Raw genomic sequence first — 16,281 nt, 5'->3', positions numbered from 1 at the left:
ACCTGCTATGTCATCTCCCTGACAAAACCGACAACTTACCCCGACATGTTCGGGGTTTTTTATGGAGAGCAAGAGGCTATCTCATTGAAATAGTGGAAAAGATGTGACTGGCATCACATTTGCTCATACGTTATCAACCCCAACGCGGAGCAACACCATGATTGAGATAGAAGCACAAGCCTTGCAGCAGCTCATCACGCTGCGTCAGCAACTGACGCAACCCTGTGCCGGGTTGCGTATCGTGCTGGACGGCGATACCTGTCGCGGTTGGCGGGTCAGTCTGGCCTGGAGTGCGCTGGCACGGCCGGAGGATCACGTCGTGGATTATCAGGGATTGGTGTTGTTGGCTCCTATCGCCCATTGGCCCTATTTGCAGGGTGCAAAGGTCCAGGCAGGCGATCGGGACGGGCAACGGGGCCTATGGGTTGAATTACAGGCTTTAGCCTGTCACTGCGACAATCAGGTTTGCGCATCAACATCGACGACCCGTCGGTGAGCCGGAGAAAAATTTTATGTGGAACTATTCAGAAAAAGTTAAAGATCATTTTTTTCACCCGCGTAATGCCAAAGTCGTCGAACAGGCGAATGCCATTGGGGATGTGGGATCGCTCAGTTGTGGCGACGCGCTGCGTCTGATGCTGCGTGTTGATCCGGTTACCGAGGTGATCGAGGAAGCCGGTTTCCAGACCTTTGGGTGTGGCAGCGCCATTGCGTCATCTTCGGCGCTGACGGAGTTGATTATTGGCCGTACCTTAACCGAAGCCGCAACGTTGACCAACAAGCAAATTGCCGACTATCTCGACGGTTTGCCGCCGGAAAAAATGCATTGCTCGGTGATGGGACAAGAAGCCTTGCGGGCCGCTATCGCGCAGTTTCGCGGCGAAGCGCCGGAGGCAGACCACGACGAAGGTGCCTTGATTTGCAAGTGTTTCGGGGTCGATGAAGGTCATATCCGCCGGGCGGTCATGGAAAATGGCCTCACGACGCTTGAAGATGTGATCAACTACACCAAAGCCGGCGGTGGTTGTACTTCTTGCCATGAAAAAATTGAGCAAGCCCTGGCCGTGATCCTCAGTCAGCAACCGCCGGTGCCGATTGCGGAAGTGGCGGTGGAACGGGATGAAAATTGGCGAGCGGTGGAGGAGGTGATCGCGGGATTGCGGCCACATATTCAGGCTGACGGCGGCGATATGCGCCTGGTGGCGGTCAAGGATAAACAGGTGACAGTCGCGTTATCCGGCAGTTGTAGTGGTTGCATGATGACCGACATGACCTTGGCTTGGTTGCAACAAAAATTGATTGAACGTCTTGGTCGATTTGTCCATGTGGTGGCGGAAGGTGCCCCGGTTACCACCAGTGAAGCTGAATAAGTGAGGAGATAAGCCGATGAAAGCAATCTATCTGGATAACAATGCCACCACCCGTCTGGATCCCATGGTGCTTGAGGCCATGATGCCGTTTCTGAGCGAACATTATGGTAATCCTTCTTCGATACATGATTTCGGCCAGCCTGCCGGCATTGCGTTGGCCAAAGCGCGGGAGCAAGTGGCGAGTTTGCTGGGCGCTCGTCACGATAGCGAGATCATCTTCACCTCATGCGCCACTGAAGCCACCTCCACGGCAATTCTTTCAGCGGTAGCTGCTTACCCGGAACGGCGAGAAATCATCACCAGCGTCGTGGAACATCCGGCCACCCTTGAAGTGTGCGAACACTTGGAACGCCAGGGTTATCTGATTCACCGAATCCCGGTGGATGGTCAAGGCGCGCTGGATATGACCGCTTACCGCGCGGCGTTAAGCGAACGGGTGGCGCTGGTCAGCGTCATGTGGGCCAATAATGAAACCGGCGTGGTCTACCCGGTGGCGATCATGGCTGAGCTGGCCCATGAGTTTGGCATACTGTTCCACTGCGACGGTGTGCAGGCGGTGGGCAAAATCCCGGTATCACTGGCCTCGACCGCCATTGATATGCTGTCATGCTCCGGGCATAAATTCCATGGTCCCAAAGGGGTTGGCTGCCTGTATTTAAAACGTGGTACCCGGTTCAGGCCGCTGTTGCGCGGCGGCCATCAGGAACGGGGACGGCGTGCCGGTACCGAGAACATTGTGGGTATCGTTGGCATGGGCGCAGCGGCGGAACTGGCGGATATTCATCTGCCGATGATGACCGGACAAATTGCCCCGATGCGCGATCGTTTGCAGAGCGCCGTGCTGGACGCTATTCCCCATACGTTGGTGATGGGCGGTGAGCAACAGCGCACCCCGAATACGGTGAATATTGCTTTTGAGTATATTGAAGGGGAAGCAATTTTGCTGCTACTGAACCATTGCCAGATTGCCGCCTCAAGCGGCAGTGCTTGTACCTCAGGCTCGCTGGAACCCTCGCACGTGATGCGCGCCATGGGCATCCCTTATACCGCCGCCCATGGCACCATTCGTTTTTCCTTGTCCCGCTATACCCGGGAAAAAGAGATCGACTATGTGATTGCGCAGTTACCGCCGTTAATTGCGCGTTTGCGTGCGATGTCACCTTATTGGCAAGGCGATCGGCCGCTGGCGCTGGCCGGCACCGGTTTTGTACCGACTTACGGTTAACCACGGGAAGCCAAGGCATGAGCGCTATCGTGATAAATGACACTACGCTGCGCGACGGCGAACAAAGCCCTGGCGTGGCGTTCAGCGCCGGTGAAAAAGTCGCCATCGCGCGATCATTGGCGCGCGCCGGAGTCGGTGAACTGGAAGTCGGCACCCCGGCCATGGGTGACGAGGAGTGCCGGCGTATCAGTCTGGTGCGCCAGGCCTTGCCCGATCACAGTCTGATGGCCTGGTGTCGCCTCAACCGAGGGGAGATCCGGCTGGCGGCCGACGTGGGTATGGATTGGGTAGATATTTCTCTGCCGGCATCGGCTTTGATGCGCGACTATAAACTTAAACTATCCTGGCCGCAGCTGGCGCTGGAGTTGGATCGACACATTGCCTTTGCCCTGGGAAACGGACTTAAGGTCAGCATCGGCTGTGAGGATGCCTCTCGCGCCAGCGACGAGGAATTGCAGTTGATTGCCGACGTGGCCGGCAACGCCGGAGCTCTGCGGCTGCGGTTTGCCGATACGCTCGGGGTGCTGGATCCCTTTAGTACCTACGAACGAATCACCAGATTACGCTGTCATTGGGATCGGGACATCGAGATGCATGCCCATAACGATTTAGGCTTGGCCACGGCCAATACCTTGGCGGCGGTACGGGGCGGAGCAACACATGTTAATACAACGGTCATGGGGTTGGGTGAGCGGGCGGGTAACGCGGCGCTGGAAAGTGTGGCCATGGCGCTGAAGTCCTGCCTGCACTATGACACCGGTATTCGCTTCGATCAGTTGCCCGCGTTATGCCGTGAAGTTTCCGCGGCGGCTCGGCGACCCATCGATCCACAACAACCCCTGGTGGGTGAGCAGGTATTTACCCATGAATCAGGTATTCATGTGGCAGGTTTATTAAAAAATCCTGCCTGCTACCAGAGTATCGACCCGGCGCTGTTAGGTCGCCGTCATCGGTTGGTGTTGGGCAAACATTCTGGCCGGCATGCGGTAAAGCAGATTTTCGCCGACCTGGGGTATCCATTGGCCGCCGCCCAGGTAGAGCTATTGCTGCTCACGCTGCGCAGCCGGGCCGAAGTATGGAAACATTGCCCCTCGGATCGCCAACTGTGCGATCTTTATCAGGAAATATATGGCATCACCGGGCCGGATCTCAGCCTGGCGCTCTGTTCAGGAGGTTAGCATGGAATGGTTTAGCGCATTGCCCGGCATCGACGAACTCAATACTGCCGAGGCCTTTTTTGAATACTTTGAGCTGGAGTGGGATCCGACGGTGGTGCGTGCCAAACGGCTGCATATCATGCATGAATTCCATCGGCGGCTGGTGCAAGTGATTGACGTACCGTCATCCGCCGACAACGTGGATGGGCAAGATCCGCGCGACTCAGCCTGCTGGAGTATGGCGCAGCATTTGCTGAGCGAAAGCTATCGGCATTTTTTGCAGGGGAACCTGGCGGCGACCTCCGGACTGTCTATCTATCAACGTCATCAACCCTGTTTTGTTCCCTGGAGTCAATTGACGGAGGTGTTGCCATGAAACCCAGCTATGAATTTGGTGACCGGGTGCGGGTTATTCGTTCGTTGCGTAATGACGGCACCTTTCCCGGCAAAGTCAGGGGCGCACTGTTGGTGCGTAAGGGCAGCATCGGTTATGTGCGCGAATGGGGCAGTTTCTTACAGGATAATCTGATCTATCAAGTGCACTTTGTTGAGGAAGACTGCATCGTCGGCTGTCGCGAGCAGGAGCTTATCTCCGGTAGTGCGCCGTGGATTGCCGGGGAATTTCAGTTTGGCGATTGGGTCAGCGCCGCATTGCCGTTAGCCATTGAGGGCCAGCCGGTGGTTAATGAAGGGCAGGTGGGTCAAATTATGGATGAAATTCGTGACCGGCAGCCGATGTCTTATGTGGTGTTGTTTGAGGGGCGATTGTTCCGGGTGCCGGAAGCGGCGCTGGCGGCGCGAGTCACCGAATCATAAGGAGTCGGCGTAATGGATGTATGGCGGATTTTTAGCCGGTTAAAACTGTCCATGGCGTTGTATCAGACGCCACCATGGTGCTTAACCGCACAACAATTGACGGACTTTGAACCCCGTTATGCCCGGCAACTGGTGTTGGAAAACCAGGTGGTGCAACACGCGTTGGCTGAGGGACTTTGCGCCACGGAAAATGAGATCCGCGCGGCAATGACCAGGCTCGATGAACGCCTGAGTGAAAGCCATGTTACATCACGGCAGTTGGCCCGACTGGGTCTGGATGCGCGTGGGATGTACCAGGCGATGACTCACGAAGTGTTGCTTGATAACATGCTCGAACGTGTGGCGCAAATGGCCCCCACACCGACGCAAGAACAGGTATCATACTGGTATCAGGAGCATCAGCAGCAATTCCTGCGTCCCGAACAACGCGATACCAGTCATATTTTGCTTACGGTGGATGACGATCAGGCCGATTGCCGCGCAGATCAGGTGGCCGAGCGCATTAGCGCATTGCACCGACATTTGCAGCGTCATATTGATGAATTTGCGCAGTTGGCGCAGCGCCACTCTGAATGCCCCTCGGCCTTAGAGGGCGGCAATTTGGGCTGGATTAGCCGTGGGTTATTGTTTCCTTCCTTGGAACAGGCGCTGTTTGCCTTGCCGGCGGCAGAAATGAGTGACGTTGTCACGAGCCCCATGGGACTGCATATTTTGCTCTGTCGGGCCATACGTGATGCACAGCCTATACCCAAGGAACAGGCTTTGGACCAGGTACGAAAACAGTTGGGTGAGCGGATGCGCCAGCAGTATCAGCGTCAATGGCTGCAGACGCTGTAACTCACCAACGGGGCTGAAAAACCCCGTTATTGTTGTTGTAATCGAGGTCCCAGGATGAGAATGCCGGGACCGCGCTTGAGCGCGTACGGCTAGACTACAGTGCGGCTTTTACCTGCTTGACCCAGCTTTCCACTCGCTCGGCGCTAAGACTCGCCTGATTGTCCTGATCCAGCGCCAGTCCGACAAAATGATCCCCCTCCACGGCATTAGAAGAGTTGAAAACGTAACCCTCTTTGGGCCAGGCACCCACCACCTTGGCGCCAGCTTGCTCAACGATATCGTAAAGTTCGCCTAATGCGCTGACAAAATTATCCGGATAAGCCTCCTGATCGCCCAATCCAAACAATGCCACGGTCTTATCACTCAGGTCTGCTTGTGCCAGGGTATCGGCGAATTCAGCCCAGGATTCGCTCTGGCACTCTGCGTCCAGCCCAGGCAATTCACCGTCCGCCAGGGTTGGCGTGCCGAGGATCAGTACCGGATAGGCCAACAGATCCTCCAGCGTGCAGCGATTAATGTTTTTGGGTTCATCCGCTTCGCCGGCGAAATGCTGGTGTATCAGTTTGGCGATTTTGCGGGTTTTGCCGGTGTCGGTACCAAAAAAAATGCCGATATTAGCCATAATAAGCCCCATAAAATGAATTAATGTCAATGGTAAGGCTGGCGCGAAAAACGCCATGCCGGTGTAGTCAGTACTCTATGATCACCCTTGTGCGCCGGTAATCATTCAGACCTGCCGCCGGGGGCGAACCCTGGGCAGCGTGATCAATCCTCTTCATCATCGTGGCGCTTAGCCGGTAAATAAATCTCCACCCGATCCCCGTCCTTAACCAGAGTATCCCCAGCGCATAACCGACCATAAATGCCGGTACGGTGCGTTGCGAGATCGAGATAAGGAAACAACTGCGGCAGCTTTGATGCCAAGATCGCCTGTTGCACGGTCAGCGGCGCGTCGAGCTGCATGTGGATGCACCGGCCCTGGCTGCCGTTAACATGAACCACGGAAAATTTCATCAGTGGCATCCCCCTGTGGGTTCGCGAATAAGCTGGGTTGCATTGCTGCCGCTGGTCAGGCGTTTAACCAAGCGAATACCGCTGAGCATCATTCCCATGACCACAAATCCCCCCGGCGGTAATAACATCAGCAAAAATCCGCGATACCCCGGCAAGAGATGCAGTTCAAGAAAATGGAAGTGAGGCCCTAAAAGTAGTGAGGCACCGCTAAATAGGGTGCCACTGCCGAGGATCTCGCGCACGGCTCCCACACTGGTTAAACCCAGCGTAAACCCCAGTCCGGTGGATAATCCGTCTAACGCCGCCGGAAAGATTTTATTATGTGCGGCAAAGGCTTCAGCACGGCCGAGCAGGGCACAGTTGGCGACTATCAGCGGAATAAATAGCCCCATCACCTTATGCAAATCGTGCATCCAGGCATTCATCATCAGATCCAGGATGGTCACCAGAGAGGCGATAATCGAAATATAGACTGGAATACGTATCTGGTTGGGGGTGACTTTGCGCAGGGCCGAAACGATAAAATTCGAGCAAGATAATACCGCTGCGGTCATCAGCCCCAGTCCCAATCCGTTGGTTGCGGTGGTGGTGATCGCCATAAGCGGACAGAGTCCGAGGATTTGCACAAAGGTGACGTTATTGGTCCAAACACCGCTAACCATAATCTCGCGTAGCCGCGGTGGGGTCATTTCACTCATATAAGCCTCCTAGGCGTATCAAGACAGTTAATTAAGGGTGTTTACCCAGGAATTGCGCCTGGCGCTGCTGGAATTCCAACAAGGTTTCGTGCACGCCTTTCACCACCGCGCGTGGGGTGATGGTTGCACCGGTAAATGCGTCAAATTGACCGCCGTCTTTTTTCACATGCCATTGTTTTTCTGTTAAATTTTTTAATGACTTGCCATTGAAACTCAGGATCCATGGACTTCGGCTCAGCTCAATTGCGTCGCCCAATCCTGGTGTTTCGTTATGGCTGACGACCCGAACGCCGGTGATGGTGCCGTTGGCGTCAATGCCGGTCAACAGCTTGATGGGGCCACCATATCCCTGGGTTTGTGTGGTGAGAATGACCCCGCTGGGTTGACCTTTGAGGGTGGCGCGAAAGAAAGGAATGACGTTGCCATCAATGGATAAGGTTTGTTGGGTATCCACCAACGCATTGTCGTAACCTGTGGCGGGAAAGACCTGGGCAAGCATGTTTTGGGTATCTTCTTTTTCGCGCTGTAAAATATGTTCATGGGTCAGCCACCAACAACCGGCTACCAGTAAACAGACGATCAGGGTAAAGGAACCCAACAGAAAACCTTGAGTCACCGGACTCTCCCGGGTGGGTAAAAATTGTGCCATTGCGCGGTTGTTCATCCTCTCTGTGGGCAAACTGTGGGGTAGTGGCGTTGTCGACGGGCTATCTGTCTCTGGGAACGTGCCGCTCATGACGATTTCTCCTTGCCACTCACAAAGCCGTAGGCCTTCGGCTGGGTATAGTTATCAATCAGCGGCGTCACGGCATTGACCAGTAACACTGCAAACGCCATTCCTTCGGGATAATTGCCAAAAGCGCGGATGCAATAGGTCAGAAAACCCGCCAAAGCGCCGAAAATCAACCGCCCGCGCACGCTGCCGGGGCCGGTTACCGGATCGGTGAGAATGTAAAACGCGCCGAGCAATAGGCCACCGCTGGTCAACTGGGCCAAGGGCGGCACAATGCTGCCGGGCGAAATCAACCAATGAAGTGTACCGGGCACCAGGCAGCCCAAGATTGTCGCCACGGGAATATGCCAACTGAATACGCGCTGCTGGATCAGCCAGCCACCGCCAAGCAGCAACAGCAGCGAAGCGGTTTCACCCAAGCTGCCGCTGCGATTGCCTAGCAGATTGGTCAGCAGTTCCAGATGTTGGTGGCCGTTTTCCTTAAATTCGCCCAGTAGCGTGGCGCCGGTGATGCCATCCACACCAAGACGATAAAATTCACCGTGATAAAAAATGGCGGGTTTGACCCACCGGGTCATCTCAACCGGAAAAGAAATCAGCAGCACTACGCGCGCCAGCATGGCTGGATTAAATAAATTCTGTCCCAAGCCGCCATAAATATGCTTGCCGAAAATGATGGCTACCGCACTGCCGAACACCCCCAGCCAAAGCGGCGCGTGCGGTGGCAGGCTCAGTGCCAGAATAAGTGCGGTGAGAAATGCCGCACCGTCGAAGGTGTGCCCTTGCGCTGCAGGGTTGAGCCGCAGGCAGACGGCCTCGCAGGCCAGGGCGGTGAGCAGGCAACAAAAAATCAGCAACACCGACTGGGCGCCGAACTGCAAGAACGCCAGGATAACGACGGGCAACAAGGAAACATTGACCCGGTACATCAGTTGGTCGACGGTCAACCCCTGATGGGCGTGGGGGGCGGTTAACATGGGGTATCCTCCGAAGGCGGGGTGGCGCGGCGTTGACGGCGCGCGGGTTTGGCAGCCTGTGCCGCGGCTTTTTCCGCGGCTTCAAACGCCAGTCGTTCCTGGCGCCGAGCGCTGTTTTCCCGCGTACGTGACAGCTTGTCTTCCTGACGTTTTATTAAGCTCAGTTGCTGCTGACCCCAGTCAAAAAACTGGGTTAATGGCAGCGCCGCCGGGCAAACATACGCACAAGACCCGCATAACAAACAGGCATCAAGTCCTTGTCGCTGCGCCTTGGCAAAACCATCATTTTTCAGTTCGGCAAACATGGCCAGCGGCGCCAGGCTCATGGGACAGGCATCGATACAACGACCACAGCGTAGGCAGGCGCTGGGCCGGGTCTGCGGCAATTCGTCGTCGGTAAGCAACAATAGTCCGCTGGTGCCTTTATTAATCGGGGTATCCAGATCCTCGACCGCCCGTCCCATCATCGGCCCGCCAAGTACGATACGGGCCGGTTGGGATTTTAGCCCGCCACACTGGCTGATAATCTCTTTAATCGGGGTGCCTATCGGCACCAGCAGATTGCCCGGTTGTTCAATTGCCCTGCCACTGACGGTGATCACCCGATGGGTCACGGGCTGGCCAAAACGCACTGCATGGAAAATGGCAATGCAGGTGCCGACGTTTTGCACCAACACCCCCATTTCGGTTGAACGGCGGTTTTGCGGAATTTGGCGACCGGTCACCGCTTCAATCATTTGCTTGGCCGAACCGATCGGATAGAGCGAGGGCAAAATCACCACCTCAATATCAGGCTCCTGACGGCAAAGTTGGTCCAGACGGGCAATGGCCTCGGTTTTATTGTCTTCGATGCCGATAAAAACCTGACGGGCCCGGGTGATGGTTTGCAAATAACGGATGCCGCCGATGATAAATTCCCCCTGCTCGCGCATCAAACGATCGTCGGTGGTGAGGTAAGGCTCACACTCGCCACCGTTGACGATCAACGTTTCGATGGGGTAACGCAGACTCATTCTGATTTTATCGGCAGCAGGAAACATCGCGCCGCCCATACCGACAATGCCCGCCTGTTCGATCAACGACAACATCGCCTGCGACGTGTCGAATTCCACCGGTGCCGTGAGGCGAGGGGCTAACGACTGTTCGGCCAACACCCTGACGGTGATCATGCCGTGATCGCCGAAGGACACGCCGGTGACCACACCCGCCAGGGCGCAGTGCACCGGTGCGGACATCCGCTCGCGGGCTTCGGCGACCTGTTGCCCGGCGCACAGTGTCTCCCCGACGCTAACCACCGGCACCGCTGCCGGCCCAGTGTGCTGACGCAGTGGAATGATCAACTGGCGCGGCGTGGACAGCGGGCGAATGGCAATATCGCGGGTGAGTGACTTATGGCTGTAAGGGCGAATGCCGCCATGGGGTTTCAGTTTGGCGCTAAACATAGGATGACTCCCTCAGTTCGAAACGGGGTTTAGCGGCGGTGGGCGTCAATAGAGGGTCGGCATGCAGCGCGATGGCATGCTGCGGACAGGCCTCGATGCAACCGGCACAACCGGTGCAATCATCGGCCAAAATACCGTGCAGTTGGCGAGTGGCGCCGATAATGGCATCAAAATTACATTTTTTCTGACAACGCCCGCAGCCATCACAGAGATCGGCATTGATAACGGCCACTTGTGGCCCGGCATCCTCACTGTCATCAATAACCACATCAAGCAATAGCGCGATGCGCTTGGCCAAGGCTGCGCCGCCAGGGGTGCAGGCACCCGCCGGGGCTTCACCGCGCACCATGGCGCCCGCAGCCTGGGCACAGCCGGGGAAACCGCATTGTCCACATTGACCATTAGGCAATAGCGCGACGATAGCCTCGATGCGCGGGTCTTTATCGACTTTGAAATAAATGGCGGCATAACCCAGTAAATAACCAATCACACAGCCAATGGCGGGTACCGCCAACACCGGTAAAATTTCGCTCATGGGCATCCCCTTATCCGGCTAAGCCGGCAAAACCGGTAAACGCCAAGGCCAGTATGCCGGCGGTGATAAAATTGATGGGCGCGCCGCGAAACACCAACGGTGGCGTTGCGTTGTCCTGGCGCTCGCGCAGGCCGGAAAAAATCACCATCACTAATGAATATCCCAGCGATGAGCTAAAACCGAACACAACGCTATGCAGAAAATTCAGATTATCGTCCAGGACCAGTAGCGCCACGCCAAGCACCGCGCAGTTGGTGGTGATAAGCGGCAGGAAAATACCCAGCGTGCGGTATAACGCCGGACTTTGCTTAGCGATAAACAGCTCAAGTAATTGCACCAATGACGCGATCACCAAGATGAGCGACAGCAAACGTAGGTACTCCAAGCCCAGCGGCACCAGGATCCAGTGAAAAATAACCCAACCCAGGCCGGCGGAAAGCGTAATGACAAACGTGGTTGCCATCGACATCCCCAGCGCCGAATCGACTTTATTCGTCACGCCCATAAATGAGCACAACCCCAGAAAGCGCGACAGCACGATGTTATTTACCAAACCATTGGCCAGTACGATCAGCAATATTTCCTTCATAACCTTCCCCGCAAACCCAATACGTCTGGTAGGGGTATTGCGAAACCTGTGCCAATCTGTACTGCAGTAAAAATGAGCGAATTTGGTGCGAATCAAGCGTCATGATGGCGCAGCGGATGAGGCGCAAGCGGGATTTCATTGCGGAAAAATGGCAGAAATTTTTTTTTGGCGGTTAAAACCCCTGTTTAGATCAAGGTTTTTTACGGTTGTTTTACAGTGGGTACTAAATTTGCACAATTTTAAGGGTTATTTGTGTTCCACCTCACACTGTCAGCAGATCTGACAAATTGTCGTGAAACGCACCACCACTCTATTTATCCCGATCGCAGGAGTTTTTATGCGTCTACCTTTGTTCGATGAGGCCCCGGTTTTGGCTACTGGCACCAGTGTGACCGCGTTGTCCACATTGCACCCAAGCCTGTTTTATACTGCGGTGGAACAGTCGTCGGTAGCGATATCCATTACCGATCCCAATGCACGTATTGTGTATACCAACCACGCGTTTCGGCAGCTCACGGGTTACAGTGACACCGAACTGACCGGGGTTAATCATAATATTCTGGCCAGCCGCCAGACGCCGAATCAGCACTATCAGGAAATGTGGCACACGCTCACCCAAGGACGCCCGTGGGTCGGACAACTTATCAATCAGCGCAAAAACGGCACGCTCTATTTGGCCGAGGTGAGTATTTCCCCGGTGTTGAGTCCAGACGGACACATTGAGCATTATCTGGGCATGCATAAGGATATCTCTGATAGCTACGCCCTTATGCAGCGCCTGCGCAACCAAATGTCGCTGATTGCTGCGGTGCTTAATAACGTGCCGGCGCCGGTGATTGTTTTGGATGAGTTTGACAATATTGTGATGGATAACCTGGCCTATAAAACCTTGTGTGCCGACTACGGTGGACAGGAATTGTTGGCTGGACTGGGTTATCCAGCCAACAAGGCGCGTCTGGCCGCTGGGGAGCGGGTGACACTCAACATCGGTGGTGGCCCCCGCGTTTTTGGGTTAAGTATTTGGCCCTTGTCAGAGGTCAATGAAGAGGTGAGTCGTTATTTTTCCGACATCGCACCGCCACGGACCTTGATAACGCTTATCGATGACAGCGAACGGCATCGCCAGCGACAACGACAGCGGCTAGAGCGGCTCAAACATAAGCTGGTATCGGGGAAATTGCTGGCGGCGATCCGCGAATCCCTCGACGCCGCCATGGTCCAGCTCAGCGGTCCGCTGAATATGCTGGAGGCCGCCCGTCGGTTAAATCCTGACCAGATTGCCCATCCTGGTCTTGATGCCGCCTGGCATGAGGGGCAGCAGGCATTGGTTCGCTTGCGGGCATGCAGGCCTTCACTTGAAGTGGAAGAGTGCGATTTCTGGTCCATTAGCGAAATGTTAACGGATTTATCCGACCTCTATCGTGCGCGTATCAGCGCCGTGGGAGAACTGCGGCTGCAATGTGAACCCGACATAGTGTTGGGATGGGGACAACGCCATCAAATACTGGCATGCCTGAGCTTATGGTTGGATCGCTGCCTTACCCTGGCAGGCGAACGACCTGCCGTGCCACTGGAGATTGCCTTGCAAGCCTATGGCCGTGACCACGCCTTCTTTTTTGACCTCCGCGATAATCTGCCATTGTACCCAACTCATGCTGGCACGCCGCCACAGACCTTTGCTACGCCGGGACATGGCATGGAATTGCGGCTGATACAGACCTTGATCGGAAGTCATCAGGGCATGATCGATATCCACACCCAGGAAGAGGACGGGACACTCCTGACCCTGCGTTTACCCCTGCCGGTCAAATCGTTTGAATCACCGGCGATAATAGGAGAAGCAGAATGACTCAGTTGACGACCTCTACCCCCGTTTCACGGCGTTTTGATCTCTCCCAACAGTTTACTGCGCTGCATAAAATCAGTGTGGCGCTGAGCCGCTCGCTGGATTTGGGACAAACGCTACAGGCCATGATTCAGGCGTTGTATGAACATGCTTTTATGCAGTACGGCATGGTGTGCTTATTCGACAAATCACGTAGCGCGTTATTTATTGAAGCGTTATACGGTGCAGATACCGAAGTGGTCAAAGGCTACAAAAATGTCCGTTACCGCATTGGTGAAGGCATTTTGGGCACCGTGATGAGCCAACAGCGTTCATTGGTGTTGCCGCGGGTTTCAGATGACCCGCGTTTTTTGGACCGGCTTAATGTATACGACTACGACTTGCCGTTTATTTGTGTGCCGATCCCCGGGCCTGAGGGCATACCGTTAGGGGTGTTGGCGGCACAACCCATGGAACTGCAAGAGGATCGACTGCCCGCCAGTACCCGTTTTTTGGAAATGGTAGCCAATTTGATTTGCCAAACCGTACGGTTGGTTGGCCATATGAGTCAAGAAACCGAAGCCTTGCGTCAAGAACGCGATACGCTCAGACGTAAGGTTAAACATCAGTATGGTTTTGACAATATGGTCGGCAATAGTCAGCCGATGCGACAGATTTTTGAGGTCATCAGGCAGGTCGCTAAATGGGACACCACGGTACTGGTGCGTGGTGAAAGCGGTACCGGGAAGGAACTTATTGCCAATGCCATTCACTATAACTCACCACGCACCCTAGAGCCGTTTGTGAAATTTAACTGTGCGGCGTTACCGGATAATTTACTGGAAAGTGAGCTGTTCGGTCATGAAAAAGGTGCCTTTACCGGGGCGGTACGCCAACGTAAAGGCCGTTTTGAGTTAGCTGATGGCGGTACTCTGTTTCTTGATGAGATTGGCGAAAGTAGCGCCTCGTTCCAGGCAAAATTATTACGAATTTTGCAAGAAGGTGAAATGGAGCGGGTAGGAGGTGATACCACGATCAAGGTTAACGTGCGTATTATCGCCGCCACCAACCGCAATCTGGAAGAGGAAGTACGTAACGGCCGTTTCCGTGAAGATCTCTATTATCGTCTCAACGTGATGCCGATAAATTTGCCGGCCCTGCGCGAGCGTCAGGATGATATTGTGGGTCTATCGCAGTTTTTGATCGCCAAACTGGCGGCGAAACAAGGGCGTGAATTACGTATTAGCGACGGTGCGCTGCGACTGTTAATGGGTTATAGCTGGCCGGGTAACGTGCGGGAATTGGAAAACTGCCTTGAACGTGCGTCGGTGATGTCTGAGGAAGGATTGATCGATCGCGACGTGATTTTATTTAACCACAGCGAATCGCCGTCGATGTCATCGCCAGGGCAGGGACGCGTTATTATACCGCCGGCCCTAGGTGACGCGGCGGGGGACAGTGATATGGACGATCGGCAAAAGTTGATTGCGGCGCTGGAAAAATCCGGCTGGGTGCAGGCCAAAGCGGCCAGATTGTTAGGCATGACACCACGTCAGGTTGCCTATCGCATTCAAATTCTTAACATCAATATGCACCGCTTATAGTGCGAGTCGCCGCCGTTGCGCCGTGACCCGGCGCAACGGCGACGCAATCAGCATCGGGAGACGCTTAGCGCCAGCGCTCGGTCGCCCATAGCCGCTGCTGTTCGGCATCGTGGAACGACCAGGCAATAAACCGACTGATTTTTTGCCCTTGTGCCATCTCGATGGTGCGCACATCAACCGCGCCAACCCGTTGCAATGCCTCATACAGCGGCGCTAGGGTGGTATGTTTGGAGATTAACGAGGTAAACCACAGGCAGTTTTTGCTTTTGCCGACACTCTCTTCGACCATTTTACTCACAAAAGCCAATTCCCCACCGGTACACCAGAGTTCATGATGCTGGCCGCCAAAGTTTTGTACCGGCACGTCGGTCACTTCGCTTTTTCCCAGCTTGTGCAGCTTGCGCCGGGTACTGGCACTGGCTTCTTCGGCCGATGAATGAAACGGCGGATTACACAGAGTGGCATCAAAGCGTTCGGCGATGCCAATAATGCCGTCAAACATGGCGTCGGGCTGTTTTTGCGCTCGCAGGCGCAGTGCGTTTTTCAACGTCGGATTCATCGACACCAGCATTTTGGCCGAGTTAAGCGCCACCGGATCGGTTTCGGTACCCGTGAAACGCCAGCCATACTCATGTTGACCGATAATGGGATAGATACAATTGGCCCCCACGCCGATATCCAGGAGTGCGATGCGCTTGCCGCGCGGGATCTCACCGCCGTCGGCGGTGGCCAGCAGATCCGCGAGATAATGCAGGTAGTCGGCACGTCCGGGGATCGGCGGGCAAAGATAATTGGCGGGGATATCCCAATATTCAATGCCGTAAAAATGGCGCAACAATGCACGGTTGATCATTTTTACCGCGGCGGGATCGGCAAAATCCACCGAGATATCGCCCCAGGCGTTGGGTTTGACGAACGGTTCAAGTTCGGGACAGCTGGCGATAAGCGCCGGAAAGTCATAGCGGGAGCGATGACGGTTGCGCGGGTGCAGATGATTTTTCTGCTGCGGGAAGCTTTTCTTTTTTTCCACCGGATTTTCCACTAATTTCCACCAACGGGCGCGACGTAATGATGCGTTATTTTGGCGCATAAGATAGCACAATACCCGACAAAAGGCCGGTTGAATATCACCGTTCACGGAGGCGGCAAACCGCTGCCGGCGCTTTTGTGTTCATGAGTCAATACTGAGCCAACTGCGTGGTTATATTTTTATCGGTAACCTGGCAGGGATATGATATTATTTTCCTGGCAGGGAAATAGGCATCACCCCAATATATTTTTTATCCCGCATGTTGCAGATGCGTTGATGATGTTCATTCACTTGAGTGACATGACTGAATAAATTTATTATGATTATCTGGTTTGTCGCTATATTGCAACGAAAAACCCAGTGGGGAAATAACAGTCGTTAATGTGTTTAATGATAAATAATGTCGGGTCAATGTTTTTATTTAATGAT

At 54.6% G+C, this 16,281-nt stretch carries 18 protein-coding genes; 9 read left to right on the top strand and 9 right to left on the bottom strand.

The window, feature by feature from the left end; translation table 11 throughout:
* The first annotated feature begins 157 nt into the window (after positions 1–157).
* The 7 genes from SJI19_RS22370 to nifM are packed head-to-tail and all read left to right on the top strand — an operon-like array spanning position 158 to position 5,405.
* Positions 158–496, top strand: a complete 339-nt coding sequence (locus tag SJI19_RS22370; protein ID WP_323480478.1) for a hypothetical protein — start codon at positions 158–160, stop codon at positions 494–496.
* Between the two features lie 16 nt (positions 497–512).
* Positions 513–1,370 carry a Fe-S cluster assembly protein NifU gene (nifU, locus tag SJI19_RS22365; protein WP_323480477.1) on the top strand — a complete coding sequence of 286 codons (858 nt, stop codon included), beginning with the start codon at positions 513–515 and terminating at the stop codon, positions 1,368–1,370.
* A 16-nt stretch (positions 1,371–1,386) separates the two neighbouring features.
* A complete protein-coding gene (gene nifS / locus SJI19_RS22360; RefSeq protein WP_323480476.1) occupies positions 1,387–2,595 on the top strand; it encodes a cysteine desulfurase NifS in 1,209 nt (402 codons plus the stop codon).
* A 17-nt stretch (positions 2,596–2,612) separates the two neighbouring features.
* Entirely contained in the window at positions 2,613–3,773 is a 1,161-nt protein-coding gene (nifV, locus tag SJI19_RS22355; protein WP_323480475.1) for a homocitrate synthase, read from the top strand.
* Between the two features lies 1 nt (position 3,774).
* Complete coding sequence (locus SJI19_RS22350) at positions 3,775–4,128, top strand: nitrogenase-stabilizing/protective protein NifW (RefSeq protein WP_323480474.1); 354 nt, start codon at positions 3,775–3,777, stop codon at positions 4,126–4,128.
* Positions 4,125–4,568, top strand: a complete 444-nt coding sequence (locus tag SJI19_RS22345) for a nitrogen fixation protein NifZ (protein WP_323480473.1) — start codon at positions 4,125–4,127, stop codon at positions 4,566–4,568. Before SJI19_RS22350 ends, SJI19_RS22345 begins: the two co-directional genes overlap by 4 nt.
* Positions 4,569–4,580: 12 nt before the next feature.
* Positions 4,581–5,405 (top strand): nitrogen fixation protein NifM, encoded by an 825-nt coding sequence (gene nifM / locus SJI19_RS22340; RefSeq protein WP_323480472.1) that lies wholly within the window; start codon positions 4,581–4,583, stop codon positions 5,403–5,405.
* Positions 5,406–5,499: 94 nt separating this feature from the next.
* Here nifM and SJI19_RS22335 read toward each other — a convergent pair whose 3' ends face one another.
* The 8 genes from SJI19_RS22335 to rsxA form a co-directional block, all read right to left on the bottom strand.
* Positions 5,500–6,027 (bottom strand): flavodoxin, encoded by a 528-nt coding sequence (locus SJI19_RS22335; RefSeq protein ID WP_323480471.1) that lies wholly within the window; start codon positions 6,025–6,027, stop codon positions 5,500–5,502.
* A gap of 143 nt (positions 6,028–6,170) precedes the next feature.
* A complete protein-coding gene (locus SJI19_RS22330) occupies positions 6,171–6,419 on the bottom strand; it encodes an RnfH family protein (RefSeq protein WP_323480470.1) in 249 nt (82 codons plus the stop codon).
* Positions 6,419–7,117 carry an electron transport complex subunit E gene (locus SJI19_RS22325; RefSeq protein WP_323480469.1) on the bottom strand — a complete coding sequence of 233 codons (699 nt, stop codon included), beginning with the start codon at positions 7,115–7,117 and terminating at the stop codon, positions 6,419–6,421. The genes SJI19_RS22330 and SJI19_RS22325 overlap by 1 nt, the downstream gene beginning before the upstream one ends.
* Before the next feature lie 31 nt (positions 7,118–7,148).
* Positions 7,149–7,853, bottom strand: a complete 705-nt coding sequence (gene rsxG / locus SJI19_RS22320; RefSeq protein ID WP_323480468.1) for an electron transport complex subunit RsxG — start codon at positions 7,851–7,853, stop codon at positions 7,149–7,151.
* Positions 7,850–8,827 carry an RnfABCDGE type electron transport complex subunit D gene (locus SJI19_RS22315; RefSeq protein ID WP_323480467.1) on the bottom strand — a complete coding sequence of 326 codons (978 nt, stop codon included), beginning with the start codon at positions 8,825–8,827 and terminating at the stop codon, positions 7,850–7,852. Before SJI19_RS22315 ends, rsxG begins: the two co-directional genes overlap by 4 nt.
* Positions 8,821–10,269 (bottom strand): electron transport complex subunit RsxC, encoded by a 1,449-nt coding sequence (gene rsxC / locus SJI19_RS22310; RefSeq protein ID WP_323480466.1) that lies wholly within the window; start codon positions 10,267–10,269, stop codon positions 8,821–8,823. Before rsxC ends, SJI19_RS22315 begins: the two co-directional genes overlap by 7 nt.
* On the bottom strand, positions 10,262–10,804 hold the full coding sequence (locus SJI19_RS22305; RefSeq protein ID WP_323480465.1) for an RnfABCDGE type electron transport complex subunit B: 543 nt from the start codon (positions 10,802–10,804) through the stop codon (positions 10,262–10,264). Before SJI19_RS22305 ends, rsxC begins: the two co-directional genes overlap by 8 nt.
* 10 nt (positions 10,805–10,814) lie before the next feature.
* The gene (gene rsxA, locus SJI19_RS22300; protein WP_323480464.1) at positions 10,815–11,393 is read right to left on the bottom strand and encodes an electron transport complex subunit RsxA; all 579 of its coding nucleotides are present in this window, start codon (positions 11,391–11,393) and stop codon (positions 10,815–10,817) included.
* Between the two features lie 337 nt (positions 11,394–11,730).
* Between rsxA and nifL the strand changes: the two genes are divergently transcribed.
* Together nifL and nifA are read left to right on the top strand one after the other, a co-directional pair.
* Positions 11,731–13,242, top strand: a complete 1,512-nt coding sequence (gene nifL / locus SJI19_RS22295; RefSeq protein ID WP_323480463.1) for a nitrogen fixation negative regulator NifL — start codon at positions 11,731–11,733, stop codon at positions 13,240–13,242.
* Positions 13,239–14,822: a nif-specific transcriptional activator NifA gene (gene nifA, locus SJI19_RS22290; RefSeq protein WP_323480462.1), complete on the top strand. Its 1,584-nt coding sequence runs from the start codon at positions 13,239–13,241 to the stop codon at positions 14,820–14,822. The genes nifL and nifA overlap by 4 nt, the downstream gene beginning before the upstream one ends.
* A gap of 64 nt (positions 14,823–14,886) precedes the next feature.
* On the opposite strand, the gene rlmF is transcribed toward nifA, so the two are convergent.
* Positions 14,887–15,852 carry a 23S rRNA (adenine(1618)-N(6))-methyltransferase RlmF gene (rlmF, locus tag SJI19_RS22285; RefSeq protein WP_323480490.1) on the bottom strand — a complete coding sequence of 322 codons (966 nt, stop codon included), beginning with the start codon at positions 15,850–15,852 and terminating at the stop codon, positions 14,887–14,889.
* Positions 15,853–16,281 lie beyond the last annotated feature (429 nt).

The organism is Acerihabitans sp. TG2 (genome assembly GCF_035013185.1).
Taxonomy (GTDB): Bacteria; Pseudomonadota; Gammaproteobacteria; order Enterobacterales; family Enterobacteriaceae; genus Acerihabitans.
This window is presented reverse-complemented; position numbering and strand designations above follow the sequence as displayed.